Origin of the sequence: Leptothoe sp. ISB3NOV94-8A, from assembly GCF_043421595.1 — a bacterium.
In the GTDB taxonomy this organism is placed as follows: Bacteria; Cyanobacteriota; Cyanobacteriia; order Phormidesmidales; family Phormidesmidaceae; genus Leptothoe; species Leptothoe turfae.
Genome location: NZ_JAXSQW010000001.1, coordinates 691,186 through 709,393 on the forward strand (window position 1 = coordinate 691,186; position 18,208 = coordinate 709,393).

Sequence of the window (18,208 nt, forward strand, 5' to 3'; positions counted from 1 at the left end):
GCTGAAATAATCACCCCATTACCCCATCACTCATCCACCCATCCACAGTCCCAACCTGGGTCTTTTTTTTTGCAGTCCCCTTATCCAAACAAAATCGGCTGATTTTCTTCCCGCGCCTGATCGCCAGAATAGGGATAATCTAATGCCATATTCCCTTCTGGACTGCGTAGTCGGATGGTGCCAGCCTTATTGCGTAATACACCCTGGTTTGTCGGGACAATAAACTTAAACACATCCCCCGGTGCCACCTCAATATCCGCCAGCTCAAAGCGGGTGCCATTAGGGGCTATGACTTGCCAACCCAGTAACGAAGCCGTCTGTTGAGATGCATTAATAATCTGAATAAATTCTCTGCCACCTTCTGGATTCTGGGGATTGACCATAGCAGCAACAACCCTGAAAGGACTAGACTCTGTGTTGCCAGGTGGTTGATCTTTATCCTTATCTTTGTCCTTGTCTTTGTCTTTGCCATCATCAATATCAATCACATCGGCGCGGCGAAACCGAGGGAAAAAGGTGCGGATGGCATTACGGTTATTGTCCAGACGGTGCAAGTCAAGCTGATACTCAGCACCATTGATCCGAGTGATTTTATTACTCTGGGTACGACACCTGACCAAGCCTAGGGCAATTAACCCCTCAGGGCTACAGCCAACAAAAAAGCCGCCAATGGGCTTATGCAAAGGCTTAGTATTGTGACTGCCATCACCTAGTGGAGCATGCCACGTTAACTCTAAGGTAACAACCTCAGGAACCAGCACTCCCTTTTCAGGTTCCTTGGCTTTTTCATATCGAGTACCCAAATACTGGATTCTATCTTGACCATCATTGCCAGGTATAACGCTCTGGCCAGCATCATCTAAATGGTACTTATACCAAAAATGATACCCGCCAGCTTTACTCGCTTTACTGGATTGTTCCCCCACAAAAACATGCTCAAAGCCTGATGCATCTTGTTGATCACCCGAGGTGCCCATGTCAAACCAGGTCTCTTTGATCATTGCTGCCATCAAGCTTTGAGAAATGGTTAAATCCAGAGAAGATTCTAAAAACTGTTGCGCCTTTTTAATCGGTGGCGTTGGCAGAATCGCATCAATAAAGTCCAGTTCTTCCTGGGTTTCGGCTGGGCTAACCTGTTCACGGACGGCGCGCTCAAGGGCATAGTTATCAAAAATTCGCTCACACAGCTGATAGGTTTCCAACTTATCGGCAGGGATAACCACTTCCTTGAGCACCCGGTGCTCAGCATCAACCTCAGTGGCGCGTTCATCCACAACTACATACCCCTGAGTTTCATCCCTGGCTTCACCAGGTCTGAGGGCAGGCACCCCATTTCCACCCTGGTCCGCATCCCAGATTTCTTGAAAAATATTGTCTGACATGGTTATTCCTGCCTCATCTAGCGGGTGTTGTCATGGAGTGATTAATAATTTCAGTATGAAATTAGCTATAAAGCTTCGTCATGCCCCTGACGGGTACTTTTCATTACCCATGCGCAATTTTCTGAGAAATCGTCATTAGAGGGAGATCTGGATTGGCCGGTCTTAAAAAGGCTCGCTACTATTGAGCCAAAGCGATTAAACCGCTAGGGTGTATAGGGCACACCGGCTTACGATAAAGCAAACCTAGAATGCGATACCTGATCACCAGCGCACTTCCCTATATCAATGGAATTAAGCACTTGGGCAACCTGGTGGGATCGATGCTGCCCGCCGATGTGTATGCTCGATTTCTACGTCAAGAAGGTGAAGACGTCCTATATATATGTGCCACCGATGAACATGGCACCCCAGCCGAAATTGCCGCCCTGGAAGCAGAGCTAGACGTAGCCGAATTTTGCACCCGCCAGTACGAAAAGCAAAAAGACATCTACGAACGCTTTGGCCTATCTTTTGACTACTTTGGCCGTACCTCCGCCCCAGAGAATCATGAGCTCACCCAGCACTTCTATCGTCAGCTGGCCGAACACGGCTTTATTGAAGAACGGGAAATCAGCCAGATTTACTCCCTAGACGACGAACGCTTTCTACCCGATCGCTATGTTACCGGTACCTGCCCCCACTGCGGCTATGATAAAGCCCGAGGCGATCAGTGCGAAAACTGCACCAAGGTGCTGACGCCGACTGAACTGATTGACCCCCGCTCCACCATTTCTGGTAGCACTAACCTGGAAGTCCGCAGCTCTAAGCATCTATTTTTGCTGCTCGATAAACTTAGTGACGAAGTGCGTGCCTGGGTCGAAAAGCAAGAACAGTGGCCGACGCTAACTAAATCTATTGCCCTCAAGTGGCTTAATGAAGGTCTACAGAGTCGAGGCATCACCCGCGACCTCAGCTGGGGTGTGCCCGTACCCGCTGACGGCTTTGAAGGCAAAGTCTTTTATGTGTGGTTTGATGCCCCCATCGGCTACGTGTCGGCCACAAAAGCCTGGGGTAATGCCACTGGCAACGATTGGGAAAGCTGGTGGAAGGGTGGCGATGATATCCACTACACCCAGTTTATGGCTAAGGACAACCTGCCGTTCCACACCATTATGTGGCCCGCAACTATCCTTGGTAGCCGTGAGCCTTGGAAGCTGGCGGACTATATCAAAGGCTTTAACTGGCTCAATTATTATGGTGGCAAATTTTCCACCAGTTCGAAGCGTGGTGTCTTTTTAGACCAGGCCCTGGAGATTGCCCCGGCTGATTACTGGCGCTATATGCTGATGGCCAGTGCCCCCGAGTCGTCTGATTCTGCGTTTACTTGGGAGCAGTTTCAGAATCGTGTCAATAAAGAACTGGCGGATAACCTGGGCAACTTTGTCAACCGCATTCTCAAGTTCACGGCGTCTCGATTTAGTAAAGAATTGCCTGAGGGTGGCACCCCTGGCGAAGCGGAAGCTGAGCTGCAAAAGACCTGTGGTGAGCTGGTGGAAAAACTGCGGGGCCATCTGCGTAAGCAAGAATTCCGCCGTGCTACTGAAACCTTAAATGCCCTATGGACAGCGGGCAATCAGTATATTGATGTGCGTGCCCCCTGGGCGCTGTTTAAGACCGATAAAGCAGACGCTGCTGTGGTGATTCGCACCTGTATTAATTTGATTCGGCTGTATGCGATCGCAAGTGCCCCCTTTATTCCCCACACCGCCGAGGCCCTGTACGATGCCCTCCAGCTCACCGAAGACGAGCGCCATAGCACCATGGCCGATGCGGTGGACCTGACCATTCTGGCCGCTGGCCGTCCATTTGATGTGCCTGCACCTCTGTTTCAAAAGCTCGATGATGATCGCGTAGCTGAGCTTAAGGCCCAATACGGTGGAGAGTAGGGACAAGGCCCCACACCATCCATCCCCGCCTGGGAGAGCAGACCCCTCCGCCTACGGCACCTCCCCTTGGTAATGGGAGGATATCCTTAAAAATTCTTTTCCTTAAAAGACCAGATTAACCATGACAAGCACCCGCTTTTTAACCAAAACCCTAATCGCCCCTGGCTTGCTTTCAGCGACACTGCTTGGCTGCGGCACCATCACCGTTCAACAAAACGAATACGGCGATCCGGTTGCCACGGCTGATGTCCCCTATGTCGCTGTTACCCAAATTGTGGAACACCCGGCCCTTGATGCGGTGCGGGATGGTCTGCAGGACAAACTCAAAGAAGAAGGCTACGACGAAGCTGATAGTTCTCTTAAGTGGGCGTGGGAAAGTGCCCAGGGTCAGGCATCTAATGCAGCCCAGATTGCCCAGAAATTTGTAGGCGATAGTCCCAATGTGATTGTGGCCATTGCCACCCCCTCAGCCCAGGCGGTTGTGGGTAACACCGATACTATTCCCGTGGTCTTTTCAGCCGTAACCGATCCCGTCGCAGCAGAATTGGTGCCCAGTCTAGAAGCATCCGGTGGTACGGTAACTGGCGTCAGCGACTTGTCCCCGGTTGATGAACATCTAGCACTGATTGCCGATATGGTGCCCGGTGCAAAAAGCGTAGGTGTGATTTATAACGCGGGAGAATCCAACTCTGTCAGCCTGGTGAATGTGCTAAACACAGAAGCAGATGAGCAGGGGTTCACGGTTGAAGCAGCAACGGTATCGAGCTCTGCCGATGTGGCGACCGCAGCAGAAAGCCTGGTGGGTAAGGTGGATGCGATTTATATTCCCACTGACAATACGGTGGTGTCGGCGTTGGAATCGGTGATTCAGGTGGGCAATGACAACCAGCTGCCCGTATTTGCTGGGGATACGGATTCGGTGGAGCGGGGAGCGATCGCAACTGCCAGCTTTGACTACTACGAAGTTGGTCGCCAAACCGGTGATATGGTTGCCCGCATTCTGGGGGGCGAGAGTCCTGGCGATATCCCTGTCGAGCTGGCCAACACCATAGATTTAGCCATAAATCTAGCCGCTGCAGAAGCCATGGGTGTCACCGTCTCTGACGCCATCAAAGACAGCGCCAACCAGGTATTTGAATAACGCATTGTGCCGGGGTACACCATGGTGTACCCCGGCACAATGGCCCTACACGCTCCGTATATCCTTCAAAATTCCCAACAAAAATAGGGCTAATCAACAGTTCAGACCTGGCCTTTTCTGTACCGACAGCAATGGCCATTGATAGATTGCGTTCCAGGGTCTGATTCCGGTAATCACTGGGCTGTACCGGCGGAAATCCTCGCAAACATGAACCCGTCTCAACTAACTTGATCGCAAAGTCAGTTTTTACTTTACGTAGTGTAAAGTCACTGCAGGCCATGGGACTACGACATCCTCCGATAATCTAGTCTATCCTAGGGGCGCAAAATGTTGCGCTCCAGCCCATCTACGTTATACCGATTGTTTTTCCATGTCCCTTGTCGCATTCCTTGGAGCTATCGAAACGGGTTTACTCTATGGCTTTCTCAGCCTGGGCGTATACCTCTCCTTTCGGGTGCTTAAGTTTCCAGACCTGACGGTGGACGGTAGTTTTCCCCTGGGAGCTGCCGTAGTGGCCACCCTGATTACCCAGGGAGTAAACCCGTGGGTCGCGACAGCAGTGGCCATGGTGGCTGGGGCTTTGGCTGGTTTATGCACCGCTATTCTGAGCGTACGGTTCAACATCCTTAATCTCCTGGCCAGTATTCTCACCATGATTGCGCTGTATTCCATTAATCTGCGCGTTATGGGGCGACCCAATGTGCCCTTGCTAAACCAGCCCACACTGTTTGATGGGCTGGAAACAGTGCTACCCATCTGGGCAATTTTGCTCATTGGTTTAGGGTTAACCAAATTGGCCATCGACTTTTTCTTGACCTCAGATATTGGCCTGGCAATGCGGGCCACTGGCATGAACCCGATTATGGCCAATGCCCAGGGAATTTATACCAACCGGCTGATCTTATTGGGAATGGCCATGAGTAATGCGTTAGCGGCCCTGTCCGGTGCCCTGTTTGCCCAGGTGAATGGCTTTGCGGATGTAGCCCTGGGCGTGGGTACGGTTGTGGTCGGCCTGGCCACAGTAATTTTAGGTGAGGCAATTTTCCCTAGTCGTACCGTACGCTGGGCAACGCTGGCGGTTATCTTAGGCTGTCTGATTTATCGCCTGGTGATTGCCATGGCGCTCAATGCAGATTTCCTCGGTTTACGAGCCCAGGACCTTAACCTGGTGACGGCCATCATTGTCGTGTTGGCCCTGGTATTGCCTCAGGCCAATCTGTTAGCCAGGTTTAAGCGCTAGATTTTCTAGTGAGCCACCCCCTTCCCCCTGCCCTCTTCTCCCCTGCCCTCTTCCCTCTTCCCTCTTCCCCCTGCCCCATGATTTCCCTGAACGATATCCACGTCACCTTTAACCCTGGTACTCCCCTGGCGAAACCGGCACTGTTGGGGATTAACTTGGATATTGCCGCTGGGGAATTTATTACGGTTATTGGCAGTAATGGAGCGGGGAAATCCACCCTGCTAAATATTATTAGTGGCGACATTAGCTGTGATCGCGGACGCATTGCCGTGGGTACCGACGACGTGACAGCTTGGTCCACAGCGCGTCGAGCCACACTAGTATCACGGGTATTCCAGAATCCCCTGGCTGGCTCCTGTGCTGAGCTAACCATCGAAGAGAATCTAGTATTGGCCTTTCGGCGGGGAAAGCTGCGGGGCATGCGACCGGCGCTAAACAATCGTCTGCGAGACCAGTTTCGGGCGCGGCTGGCGAGTTTAGACCTGGGATTGGAAAATCGACTTTGCGATCGCATCGGCCTCCTCTCTGGCGGCCAACGTCAAGCCCTGAGTTTGGTCATGGCCACCCTGGCTCCAGCCACTATCCTGTTGCTGGATGAACACACCGCCGCCCTCGATCCCAAAACAGCCCACTTCATCATGAAGCTGACCGAGCAACTGGTCACTGAACATAACCTCACCACTCTGATGGTGACCCATAGCATGCGCCAGGCCCTGACCGTAGGCAATCGTCTGCTGATGTTGCACGAAGGCCGCGTTGTCTATGATGCCAGTGCCTCTGAGAAAGCCCACCTATCAGTTAACGACTTGCTAAACCGCTTTGCCAGTGATGGCCTCAGCGACGATAGCCTATTGCTAAGCTAAAGCATTAACAGCTATTGCCTTCACCCACTCACCCATCCACCCATCCACATTTAATAGTGAGCAAACTTACACCACAGAGTACTCATTCCTGAAAAACACCTGATCCCAGGAGACACAAACCGTGGGCATTAACCCTACTCTTGCGGAGGCTCCATATTTCAAGACCAGCTAACCTTGACCTTATCTATATCAATTATTCAAAACTAAAAATTCAAACCTCATTGAAACAGTCGACAGAACACCCATAAGCTAAAACGCCCTTAACACACATTGCTGACTAATTTCCTGATAGGTTGGCTCAAAATCATCTGACGGATGTCTATAGGGCTGATGCGCTGCCTCAAATTCCATTGAAATTCCTTAGAAAATGATCAATGACTTAATGCCGCTTTTGTCACGATTGATGCAGCCTAGCCCATATAGATCAATTATCTTAGGATTCACCAAAGCAAGACTTGACAGCCAAGAGTCGAAATTACAACAAAGGAATAAAAAAATATTTCTAATAAAAGTTACATTACTTAAATTATGCTAACCTAGGCTTACTACAAAGCAGCATCACTACTTCAGTTGAACAGCACGTATGGTTTTACCCCTAATGTAACAATCTAAGTTGTTATCACTGTAGTCTATGTAGTTTTATCTATATCTGTAAGCGTTTTTATCGCTGCGAAACATCCTGCGGATCGATACGACTGATGTTTCAAAAGTTTTCAGATATTTTCGTTACCCATACGTCTTTGTTTGCGTCGCATTTGTGAATTATGTCTGCCATTGCTCTTGTTAAAAGGGCACTTTGATTTCTCTCTGTAGTCCGTGACTTCTCGTATTTATGAAAGCTGCTCAAACATCCAGCGATTTAGTTCGCACATATCTTAAGGAAATTGGGCGAGTGCCACTGTTAACCCATGAGCAAGAAGTTGTTTATGGAAAACAGGTTCAGCGCTTTGTTGCTCTGCAGGCCTACAGGACTGAGCTTGAGGCAAGCTTGGAGCGTGAGCCCAGCAAGTTGGAATGGGCTGAGGCTGCCGGTATATCAGTGGATGAGCTGACTCAGTCCATTGATGCTGGTGACCTTGCGAAGCGCCGTATGGTGGAAGCAAATCTCCGCTTAGTGGTGTCCGTTGCTAAAAAGTATATCAAGCGCAATGTGGACCTACTGGATTTAATTCAGGAAGGCACCATTGGTATGCAGCGCGGTGTGGAAAAATTTGACCCGCTCAAGGGATACCGTTTTTCTACCTATGCCTATTGGTGGATTCGTCAGGCCATTACCCGTGCAATTGCTGAGAAAAGCCGCACAATTCGCTTACCAATTCACATTACTGAGAAGCTAAATAAGATTAAAAAAGCCCAGCGTCAGCTGTCTCAGAAGCTAGGTCGGGCGGCTACGGTGGCTGAGCTAGCTGAAGAAGTTAAGCTGACACCAAAGCAGGTCAGGGATTATTTAGAAAAGTCTCGTTCTCCGCTATCGCTGGATTTGCGCATTGGCGATAATCAAGATACTAATCTTGGTGATTTGCTTGAAGACCCTGGTCAGTCTCCTGAGGACTATGCGACTCAGTCGTTATTGCGTAAAGATCTAGATCGCCTAATGGCAGAATTAACCCCTCAGCAACAGCGTGTTCTGAATCTGCGCTTTGGCTTGGATGATGGTAAGAATATGACGTTGGCCAAGATTGGTGAGATGTTGAGCATTAGCCGCGAGCGCGTACGTCAAATTGAGCGGGAAGCGCTGACGCGTTTGCGGAAGCGTCAGGCTGATATGCGTGAGTATTTGGCTAGCTAAAGTGGAGACGTTGCACGCAACGTCTGTACATCAAGGATTTATCGGAGGATGCGCCAACAACGCATCCTTTGTTTTTGCTCAGGATGGAGATGAGAATGGGTAAAGTGGCAACGTTGTTTCAAGCGGTAAATATCAAATGGTGAAACTTGTTCCCAATGGTCCTGACATTGCCCCCTTAGGAGTGGGCACCTGGTCCTGGGGAGATTCTTTATTTTGGCAGTATGGCAAAGACTATGGTGCCAGTGATGTGCAGCAAGCATTTGATGCATCCCTGGCCGCAGGAGTGAGCTTCTTTGATACGGCGGAAGTGTATGGCTTGGGTAAGTCAGAGGAGCTGTTGGGCCAGTTTATCCAGGGGACAGCGACTCCCGTGGTTGTAGCAACCAAGTACTTTCCATTGCCCTGGCGGTTTAATGCTCAGGCGGTGGCCGATGCGTTGACGGCTAGTTTGAAGCGACTACAACTGCCCATGGTGGCTCTCTATCAAGTCCATTGGCCCTTTGATTTTTTGATGGGTCAAAAAACTCTTATGAATGCTCTGGCGGACGAAGTTAAACAAGGACGCATTCAGTCCATTGGGGTGAGTAATTATTCTGCCAGCCAGATGCATCAGGCCCATAGTTATCTAGCCGAGCGCGGCATTCCTCTGGCCGTGAACCAGGTGCAATATTCTCTTTTGCACCGCAAGATTGAGTCCAATGGTGTGCTTAGTGCGGCCAAGGAACTCGGCATGACAATTTTGGCCTACAGTCCTTTAGCCCAGGGGCTGGTGACTGGCAAGTATACCGTGGAGACCTATCAGCCACCCACTGGAGCACGGCGAATTGACCCACGATTTAATCAGAACGGTTTGCGTAAAATTGAGCCGGTGATTTCTGTTTTGAAGGAAGTGGGTCAGTGCCATGATAAAACCCCTGCCCAGGTTGCTCTTAATTGGCTCATGGGCCAGGGGGATGTGGTGCCAATTCCAGGGGCCAAGAATGCTCAACAGGCAGAACAAAATGCTGGGGCATTGGGGTGGTCGATGATGCCAGAAGAGCAGGAAAAGATTAGGGCGGTGACTACACCCTGGTTGTAGCGTTTTGCGTTACTTACTGCCTGATGGGCAATGTAATCGTAAATGTCGTTCCCTGGCCCGTTTCAGTGTTGTAGGTGATCGTACCGCCATGGGTTTCGGTAATAATTTGATAGCTGATGGAGAGACCCAGACCCGTGCCTTTGCCCACTGGCTTAGTGGTGAAGAAGGGATTGAACAGGTGTTCGATGGCATTTTTGCGGATGCCTGGGCCGTTATCGGTGATTGCGATCGCAACCGCTGGATGCTTCAACTGCCCCAGTAATTGGGTCTGAATCCGAATGATGCTCGGCTCATTTTCCATCTGTTGCCAGGTGCGTGTTTGATCCAGTTCTTCCAGGGCGTCTACCGCATTGCTCAACAGGTTCATAAACACCTGGTTGAGCTGCCCGGCATAGCATTCGATCTGCGGCAAATCGTCATACTCTTTTATGACTTGAATTTCGGGCCGCCAGCTCTGCGCCCGCAGGCGGGTTTGCAAAATAGTCAGTGTACTATCGATGCCGTCGTGTAAATCCACTTGCTTAATTTCTGCCTCATCCAGCCGGGAAAATAAGCGCAGAGATTTAATAATTTCGCGGATGCGTTCAGTACCCACTTCCATGGATTGAAATAATTTAGGCAAGTCATCTTTGAGAAAATCCAGTTCGATTTCATCAATGATGTTTACAATCTTAGGGGGGATGTTGGGATAATGCTGCTGATAGCTTTCGATCAGTGTGACTAAATCTTGAGTATAGCTCTTGGCATGGGTGAGGTTGCCATAGATAAAGCTAACCGGGTTATTAATCTCATGGGCGACGCCAGCCACCATCTGCCCAAGGCTGGACATTTTTTCACTTTGCACCAATTGAGACTGGGTTTTTTGGAGCTGAGTCAGGATCGTCTCTAGTTCCTCGGCACGGGCACGACTTTGGGCCAGTAAATCTGCCTGGTTTAGGGCAATTTTGAGTTGAGCTACCACTGACTTAAGCAGGTCTACCTCGTGATCCTGCCAGGGGCGCACAGCTTGGCTGTGGATACAGGAAATAACGCCAAACTTTCCAGATTCTGCGTACACAGGCAGCACTAACATAGACTTGTTGCCTAAGGTCGTTAAGACCGCTTTCACCTCATCATCGTCTACGGTGGAGATGTCATCTAACTGTAAAATTTCCTGTTGCAACAATCTGTCTGTGAGGGCACCAAAACTGCTGGCAGCATGTTTGCCAATAAAACTGGACAGTCCCGCCACCTGTACTTCAGACGTAATGTGCCAGTAACCATCATTGTTATGATTAGCCTCGATATACCATGCAAAATGACACCGATCTACCTCAAGAAACCGTTGGATCTCTTGAACTGCTGTGTCCAGAATATTATCAAGATTGAGGGATATACGAATCTGGTTGGCAATCTGGTTCAGTAGCTGTTCTCGTTGGGCCTGTTGTTGAATTTGCTCAGTGGAGGCCAGTAATGCTTGCTCGAACTGCATCCGTTCCATCTCTGCTCCAACTCGGGCCGCAAAAATCTCTAAAATAAATACCTGGAGCTCCACATCTTGTTCCATGGGCTCGGTATTGATGACAGAAATGTATCCCAAGAACTTGCCACCAGGGTTTAAAACTGGAATGCCAACATAACTCTCCGCATTGAGGGTGACGAGGACATTGTCTTCAGGAAATTGTTCTTTAATCGAGTGATCATGGCAACAGATTGCATGGTTGTGGGCAACGTTATAGCAAGGGGTGCCCGCCAGGTTGTATTGAAAATTCTCGCCAAAATCTGAACCATTCCAGAAAGCTAAGGTTTTACCAATCTGTTGATCTCCATCCTCAATCAGCTCAGCAATTAAGGCATATTGCATATTGAGGGCTAACGCTAAATGTTTAACGCAGGTTTTGAAGAAGGCTTCACCTGTCTGGGTGGCGGTTCCTTCTACAATCCAACGCAGGGCCTGTTCCTGATGTTGTCGTTCGGCTTCCAGTTTGACTCGCTGACTAATGTCCCGCAGGACACATAGGGCATGGGGTTGTCCTTGATAATTATAGGGAAGGCCTTTAATCTCAAGCCCAATTAAACTTCCATCTCGATGAATATTGGTTGTCTGGCCGCTAAAGGTATGGCCTGCTTGTACGGTGGTCAGGAATTCTTGGTAGATAGGTTGGGAATCTGGATGGATATAGGCTCCAGGGTGTGAGGGGATAGATGCTTGATCGACATAGCCATGCATTTGATAGTAGGCCGGATTAGCCTCTAACATTTCTCCTGTTTCCAAATTGACAATGGCGAGGCCATCGATAACAGTTTCAAAAATTTGACGATATTGAGCTTCTTTCTGACGTATTCGTTCTTCAGCCTGCTTTAAATCGCTGATGTCTCGCATGACTGAAGATAAAAACTCCAGGTTGCCATCCTCATCGCGATGGGCCAGGATAACCTGGGAGACAGGAAAGTCTTGTCCACTCTGACTACGTAGATACGATTCTCCTTGCCACATGCCCGTTTGGATTGCGGTTGGCAGCGCTTCAGTTTCGATCTTTTCCAGGATTTCTGGCGGATGACAGGCCTGAATTTTGACCTGCCCAAGGTCCTCGGCGGCAATTTTTAAGGCTGTTTGGCCAGCCTGATTCAGGTAGAGGTGGTTACCCTGGGCGTCACAAATGCCCACAATATCAGGGGTGGCTTCGAGAATGGATAGTAGCCGCTGTTGTTCTTTTTCGGCTCGCTTGCGATCGCTAACCTCAATGATCAATCCATCCCACAAAATCGAGTCATCTGCCATCTGTTCAGGACGGGCGATGGTTTGTACCCACTTAAGTTTGCCACTGGGAGTCATGATCCGATGCTCGTGGTGAAAACCAGAAAGCGTTAGGGCCGACACCTGAAGTGCCTGTTCTAGGGCATCGCGATCGCAACTGTGCACTAAATCAAAACACCGCACAAAATCGTCCGGTTCCAGCTCATGGATATCACGGCAGCCCTCAGACACATAGGGAAATGACCGGGTGCCATCCGCCTCCAGCCGAAATTGAAAAATCAGCCCCGGTAGGTTGGCCGCCAACTTTTGCAAGCGGGCTTCACTACTTTGGAGTTCCTGGGTGCGTTCATCAACCCGTTGTTCCAATGCTTCATTGAGCTGTTTTAGCTGGTTTTCAGCCTCAATTCGGGCTGTAATTTCCATATAGGTTCCTAAAATGCCAACAACGACACCCTGGGAATCATGCAGTGGAATTTTATTGGTTTCCAGCCAGTATTGATTACCATCTGCCTGCCGTTGAGGTTCGATAAGGTTCAACTCAGGCGTATTTGACTCCATGACCTGGCGATCGCAGGCTCGAAACCATTCAGCTTCTTCCCGCTTCCAGGGCAGATCAAAATCAGTTTTGCCAACAATCTCGGCGGGAGATGCTAAACCTGCCGCCTTACTAAACTGCTGATTACAACCAAGATAAACAGAATTGTGATCCTTCCAGAAAGCGGCGGCTGGCAGGTTATCCAGGACCCAATATAGCGCCTGTGCCGATGGCTGTGTCTGCAAAGTTTGCAGCTCATGGCGCACTTGCTGAAGCTCCTGGGTGGTATGCTGATGTGCCTGGTGCTCTGCAGCTAGTTGAGCTCGAAGGGTTTGGTTAGCTGCTTCTAGCTCAGCCATTCGTTGCTGATAAGTTTCCAGATCTTTATCCATCAGTGTTTTGAATGGGAGCAGGGCGTTTTGCTTGTTAGCGAATAGGCAAATGTAACACCTGATAAATTTTTCCCTATTGTAAAATTGAGTTTGAACTTCAACTCGTCGTTGTTGCTAATTCTCCGTATGGTTTTATCTTTCTCCGTATGGTTTTATCTTTCAAGTCATAAGTTAGTAACTTATGAGGTTGATCGATTCATACTCTAAGTCATCAACGGCAAACTGCGCTTATTCAGTTTCCGAATCTATAAGCCAGGTATTGAGTTCCTTTTCAATGGGTTGCGTTACCGATCAGCGATGTTGGAGCAATTATTACAATGGCTGTAGATACATTTACAAACAATAAAACTCCAGCAGCTGTTTATGAGGTTTTACATCAGACTCGACGACAACGGGTCAGTGATGGTGCAGACACTGCATTGTTAATAAATGCTACCAAGCAGTTGGTGTTGGTATGGCCCCAGCTAGGCGACTTTGATAGTTTGGAGTATGCCTGGTGGCTGCGGCGCTGCGCTGAGCAGCTGACCCAAAAAGGAGTGGTGGTCCGGGCGGTGGGCATTGGCGATCGCAACTCAGGCAAGGCATTCTGTGCCTACACTGGTTTCCCCGAAGAGTCTCTACTGCTAGACCCAGACGGTACGCTTCACCAAGAGTTAGGCCTTTACCCAGGGCTAACATTATCGGTTCCCGGCTTTAATCAGCGCCAGAATGCTTGGCTGAACCTATTGCTGATGTGCGCTGGGATTGGCAGCCCTGGCACCTTATCGGAAGTATTTCGTGGCTATCTGGGCGATCGCAACGCCCCCCAGCTGATTGCAGACGATGACGTGGTGCAAGCAACACCCCTGCCACCCATCAAAGGAGAGTTTTTCAAACGGGCTGGCGGTAAAGGGTTTCAGCGGCCTTTTGAGTTGGCTACCCTGCGGTTACGAAATATGGCAGAGGTGCTGGGTAAATGGACTACCTATGTGCCGGATGTGAGCCACATTACCCAGCGGGGAGCAACCTACGTAATTGCTGATGGTGGGGTAATTTATCAACATTGCGATCGCAATATCCTCGGCTTTGCCACCAACATGGGCAACCCGCTTTCGTTTCTAGAGGACGTAAATTTTCCGACACCAGTGTAGGTCCCTCTAATCCGTTTGGCCAGAAATTTGATCGATGTGGCCAAACACATGGTTGAGCATTTCTTTGCTGGCCTGGGATAACGGCCCCCGTAACAACGAGCGAATGTTCTCTTCTAAATGTTGGCCATCGCCGGTGCCAAACAGCACAGAATGAACGCCCGGTTCATGGCGACAGAAGCGATACGAGGCATCAGCAAGACTTTCAGCTTCTCCACTTTTCATCAGAAATCCAAGGGGCTCATTGAGATCTATCTTATGGGGGTCAATGAGAGACTTTTCGATCATCTCATCGATTAACGGCTTTAAGGTTGCTGGGCTGGCGAGGACGCGCCGAACTGCAAATATGCTTAGAATGCCGATATTTTTTGCTAATGCTTTCCGTAAAACTCGTTCACGGGCAGATTGATTCAGGATATTAAACCCAAGCATAAAAACATCCCAGCAGTCATCTTCAACCGCACGACTCAGCATTTTATGCTCAGGATCCGAAGCAAACCCCTCCGTGATGCCAATAAATCTTACTTTTCCAGCGTCTTTAAATTTCAATAGGGCTGGTAAAAATTCAGCCTTCACATAGTCATAGTCACTAGGGCGAACCCCATGCAGATGATAGATATCGATGTAATCTGTATTTAACTTTTTAAGACTATTGTTTAACCCCGCTTCAAGTTCATTGGCACGAATTAAGGTTCTTGGCCTAAAACGACCACCGACAGAAATCTTTTTCTGGGTCGATAACACTAAATTAGAGCGCCCTCGATAGGCAATGGCCTCACCTATAATGTGCTCTGTTCCATAGGATTCTGCTGTATCCAATAAGTTAATACCCCAATCTAAAGCCCTATGAACTATGGCAATAGACTCATCCACAGGGCGATTATAGCCTTGACCTAAGCGGCTGTATCCTCCGCCACCTAAACCGGCCACACTCACCTTTAAGTTGGTATTGCCCAGAATGGTATATGCCATGGGCATATCCGGTGACTCACGGGAGATTTCTAAAGGGTCAGGCTTATATCGCTTATCTGCAATTTTAGTCTTAACTTTATCGAGTAGTGCCTGCATAATTAAACAATAATAGATATTTAAAACTACAGGTTTTGGTCACCTCTAAAGAGAATTTTCCGAAAAATCAGTAGAGAATTTAAATAAACAAAATAAAGAACTTACAGAAAGCGTGATTGATAGCGCCCCGTATCGAAGGACATCCCCAAGGGAGTACGTCCCCAAAGGAGTACGTCCCCAAAGGAGTACGTCTACAAGATGGTCCGTTGTTCATCGGGTTTGATGAATTCAGATTTGGTATCCTATGGCCCATAAAATCTGGAAAATCCCAAATTCAATTCAAAGAATTTTTATTCGTTTGCGTATCTGATTTGATTTAGATTAAGTTCAAGAAAAATATCCTGTTGTCGTTTGGTATAGCCTGCGACTATGGTGAGAGTATAAAATGTTTTGTATACATGCCTTTTATACCCGCTAGCTTGAGTATCAGCACATGCTGATGAGCTCCCGTAAAAGGTAAGGTAGAACATGGCTAACCTCAGGCCTTGTCCTTGCTTCTAGAGCCTTGATCATAGTTTGATAGGTGATGGCATGGTGCAATATACATAAAGGTTTTGCGATATTCCAGGCCGCTGATAAACGTTCAGGTGATTCATATTGTTGCCATTGTTTTAGATATTCATGTCGTAGACGCGTTATGCTTCGCTGTTGCCATAGCCTTGTCACGTCGCTGAGTAGAGATATTTGTTTATCCGCTAGAGAGAACTTCAGCAAATCAAAAAAAGGATGGGATATGCAGGCATCTGTCCAATCAAAATACAAATAATGCTCCTGATGGAAGGCGACGTTGTTTAGGTGTAAATCACCATGTACCAATGTTTCAGGGATATTATAGCTAGCTAGCCGCGAGCATAAATCTTTGAGTTTTGGTGCGACGGCATGGAGCTGTTCAATTTCAACCTCAGCCGCTGATAATGCTGATAGGGTCTCTTCGTCGTTGATGAAGGGCTCAATCTGTGTATGCAAAACATGTAGCCTTCGATCTAAACAACCTGCAGCTAGCATGCGATCGCAATGCTGGGTTGCCTGAATTTGAAGATTAGCAAATGAACGATAAATATGTTCCTTTGTTCTAAGAGGAATCCGATGGCCGATGGGCTTACCAAAATCAGTTAGCAACATCCAATGATGTTGTGGATGAATAGCAAGCACAGTGGGTATTTGATCGAGGAATAAACATGCCAGTGTTTGAGTGACAACGGGCTCATCACAAAATAGCGGCACGTTTGGAGAGGCTGCTTTTAGGTATAGAGTCCCTTCTGCAGTTTTAATGCTTAAAACCCATGATATTGACCAGTTTCTGACACATTCTATGGCTGTGATTGATGAATACCCCAAGTCTTCTAGTTGCGCATCAACCCAGTTGCTAGCCTGCTGTAGGCAACCAGGTTTTGCCCAAGGAGGGCGAAGCGTTGGCGTTTGACCTGTTGTAAGCTCAGTCAAACATTGTTCGATCATTGTTTTGTGTTCAGGATGATCAAGCGCAACCCCTGCCAGGCTTGATACATCAAACCAGGTACCGATCTGTATTGTTTCACCAGGTGGATGTTGTTCTAATACATATATGGCTTGAACAGTGTGCTTGTTTTGATCAACTTCATAGCTGGCATAGTATAAGACATTAGTAGAGATGCCAAAATCTTTATTGACTGCATTTTTAACAGATGCCACATCATCAAATGAGAGGCCTTGATTCAGCTTAATGCAGGGTAGGGAATAGTTATCTCTATTTGACTGAAGTAAGACTTTAGAGTCTTTAACATCAATGAGTAGGAGATAAATGTAAGACTTCCAACCTCTAAAGAGCCTCATTATTTCCAGTACCATGATCCACAGGTTTACCTTCACGCTGAGCCATAACAACATCTTTGATGGCTTCTACGATAGCCTCCGGAGCCTCATAGGGAATGTTGTGTGATGATTCTGGGATAGTGCGATGATCTGAGTTAGTGGATAAGGTTGCAATTTCTGTCTGTAGGGTAGGCCATATTTCGGACCATGTTTTCCGGAGTTTAGCCATCCCATCCTCATCAAGTTGATAGGGTAACTCATCTGGAAAATGGCCTGCTGTAAGCACAACCATTGGCATATCTCCAAATGGACCAGTGGATTGTGCCTGAGCAAAAATGCTATCCATGGCTGCAATCTCATCAGCAATGCCTGTCATGCTCTCTGGTAGGTAATCATGAATTGCCTTACCAGCTTCTTTGGGGAGCGCGCTGGGAGCAGGAGGAGACTGTAGACGTAAGATGCCCAGTGTCGAAATAGTTCTGAGCAGCAGTGTTGGAGGATAGGCCATTATTTCCATGAGATCTTCAGGAAACCGTTGATTTTGTTCTGGGTGAGATGAGTCAACAAAAATAAGACCCTCAACTTCATCACTGAAATGGTCGGTAAAGACTCTGATTAGCAGCCCCCCCAGGGAGTGGCCCACCATCACATAGGGGGGAGATTCATGGGCGGCCATCAATAAGTTATGCAGGTCTTCCGCAATATGGTCTGCGTCTCTTGGCTGTTCTCGACGCTCACTCCACATAATTCCAGACTGGTCGTATGCGCACACACGACTCACCTGGCTAATGGCCGGTCGCACGGCTTCCCAAACTAGTGATCCACCTTCGTTAATGCCAGATTCTAAAACGATGGTGGGGCTGCCTTCACCCGTACAATAAAGGTGGGATAGTTTTCCGTTGACTGCCACAAGTTCCCCAGGGGGAGAAAACGCTTGAGCGACCGCATGGCGCGACCATTGTTCATAAACAAACCCTGTTATTAGGGTCAGAAAAAGTATTGCAGCGACAACAAGGGTGAGACGTCTTAGCCATTTGATCATAGAAATATTTTGAGCTGAGTTGCCTTGTCTACTTATCTTTTATTCCATCGCTTGGAACAACTATCCTATCTTACAAGTTAGAAAACGTGATGGTGTGG

13 protein-coding genes are annotated in these 18,208 nt (G+C 48.4%); 7 read left to right on the plus strand and 6 right to left on the minus strand.

What is annotated here, in order from left to right:
- Nucleotides 1-80: 80 nt before the first annotated feature.
- The gene (locus SPB21_RS02820) at nt 81-1,382 is read right to left on the minus strand and encodes a hypothetical protein (protein ID WP_499865397.1); all 1,302 of its coding nucleotides are present in this window, start codon (nt 1,380-1,382) and stop codon (nt 81-83) included.
- A gap of 248 nt (nt 1,383-1,630) precedes the next feature.
- On the opposite strand from SPB21_RS02820, the gene metG reads away from it, so the two are divergent.
- Together metG and SPB21_RS02830 are read left to right on the plus strand one after the other, a co-directional pair.
- Nucleotides 1,631-3,307 carry a methionine--tRNA ligase gene (gene metG, locus SPB21_RS02825; protein ID WP_163700528.1) on the plus strand — a complete coding sequence of 559 codons (1,677 nt, stop codon included), beginning with the start codon at nt 1,631-1,633 and terminating at the stop codon, nt 3,305-3,307.
- Between the two features lie 121 nt (nt 3,308-3,428).
- The gene (locus SPB21_RS02830; RefSeq protein ID WP_163671440.1) at nt 3,429-4,448 is read left to right on the plus strand and encodes an ABC transporter substrate-binding protein; all 1,020 of its coding nucleotides are present in this window, start codon (nt 3,429-3,431) and stop codon (nt 4,446-4,448) included.
- Here the strand turns inward: SPB21_RS02830 and SPB21_RS02835 are convergent.
- The gene (locus SPB21_RS02835) at nt 4,417-4,728 is read right to left on the minus strand and encodes a hypothetical protein (protein ID WP_499865398.1); all 312 of its coding nucleotides are present in this window, start codon (nt 4,726-4,728) and stop codon (nt 4,417-4,419) included. The two genes, SPB21_RS02830 and SPB21_RS02835, sit on opposite strands and share 32 nt — an antisense overlap.
- A gap of 90 nt (nt 4,729-4,818) precedes the next feature.
- On the opposite strand from SPB21_RS02835, the gene SPB21_RS02840 reads away from it, so the two are divergent.
- The 4 genes from SPB21_RS02840 to SPB21_RS02855 all read left to right on the plus strand — a co-directional run bounded on the left by SPB21_RS02840 (nt 4,819) and on the right by SPB21_RS02855 (nt 9,418).
- Nucleotides 4,819-5,688, plus strand: a complete 870-nt coding sequence (locus SPB21_RS02840) for an ABC transporter permease (RefSeq protein ID WP_499865399.1) — start codon at nt 4,819-4,821, stop codon at nt 5,686-5,688.
- Nucleotides 5,689-5,765: 77 nt separating this feature from the next.
- Nucleotides 5,766-6,551, plus strand: a complete 786-nt coding sequence (locus SPB21_RS02845; RefSeq protein WP_163671442.1) for an ABC transporter ATP-binding protein — start codon at nt 5,766-5,768, stop codon at nt 6,549-6,551.
- An 832-nt stretch (nt 6,552-7,383) separates the two neighbouring features.
- A complete protein-coding gene (locus SPB21_RS02850) occupies nt 7,384-8,340 on the plus strand; it encodes an RNA polymerase sigma factor, RpoD/SigA family (RefSeq protein WP_499865400.1) in 957 nt (318 codons plus the stop codon).
- Nucleotides 8,341-8,476: 136 nt separating this feature from the next.
- Nucleotides 8,477-9,418: an aldo/keto reductase gene (locus tag SPB21_RS02855; RefSeq protein ID WP_499865401.1), complete on the plus strand. Its 942-nt coding sequence runs from the start codon at nt 8,477-8,479 to the stop codon at nt 9,416-9,418.
- Nucleotides 9,419-9,431: 13 nt separating this feature from the next.
- On the opposite strand, the gene SPB21_RS02860 is transcribed toward SPB21_RS02855, so the two are convergent.
- On the minus strand, nt 9,432-13,082 hold the full coding sequence (locus SPB21_RS02860; RefSeq protein WP_499865403.1) for a PAS domain S-box protein: 3,651 nt from the start codon (nt 13,080-13,082) through the stop codon (nt 9,432-9,434).
- A gap of 317 nt (nt 13,083-13,399) precedes the next feature.
- On the opposite strand from SPB21_RS02860, the gene SPB21_RS02865 reads away from it, so the two are divergent.
- Nucleotides 13,400-14,212 carry a peroxiredoxin-like family protein gene (locus SPB21_RS02865; protein WP_499865405.1) on the plus strand — a complete coding sequence of 271 codons (813 nt, stop codon included), beginning with the start codon at nt 13,400-13,402 and terminating at the stop codon, nt 14,210-14,212.
- A 6-nt stretch (nt 14,213-14,218) separates the two neighbouring features.
- Here SPB21_RS02865 and SPB21_RS02870 read toward each other — a convergent pair whose 3' ends face one another.
- From SPB21_RS02870 to SPB21_RS02880, 3 genes are all read right to left on the minus strand, one after another.
- On the minus strand, nt 14,219-15,277 hold the full coding sequence (locus tag SPB21_RS02870) for an aldo/keto reductase (protein WP_163671447.1): 1,059 nt from the start codon (nt 15,275-15,277) through the stop codon (nt 14,219-14,221).
- A 426-nt stretch (nt 15,278-15,703) separates the two neighbouring features.
- Nucleotides 15,704-17,089 (minus strand): aminoglycoside phosphotransferase family protein, encoded by a 1,386-nt coding sequence (locus SPB21_RS02875; RefSeq protein WP_499865407.1) that lies wholly within the window; start codon nt 17,087-17,089, stop codon nt 15,704-15,706.
- Nucleotides 17,076-18,110, minus strand: coding sequence for an alpha/beta fold hydrolase (locus SPB21_RS02880; RefSeq protein ID WP_499057454.1), 1,035 nt, complete (start codon nt 18,108-18,110; stop codon nt 17,076-17,078). The genes SPB21_RS02875 and SPB21_RS02880 overlap by 14 nt, the downstream gene beginning before the upstream one ends.
- Between the last annotated feature and the right edge of the window lie 98 nt (nt 18,111-18,208).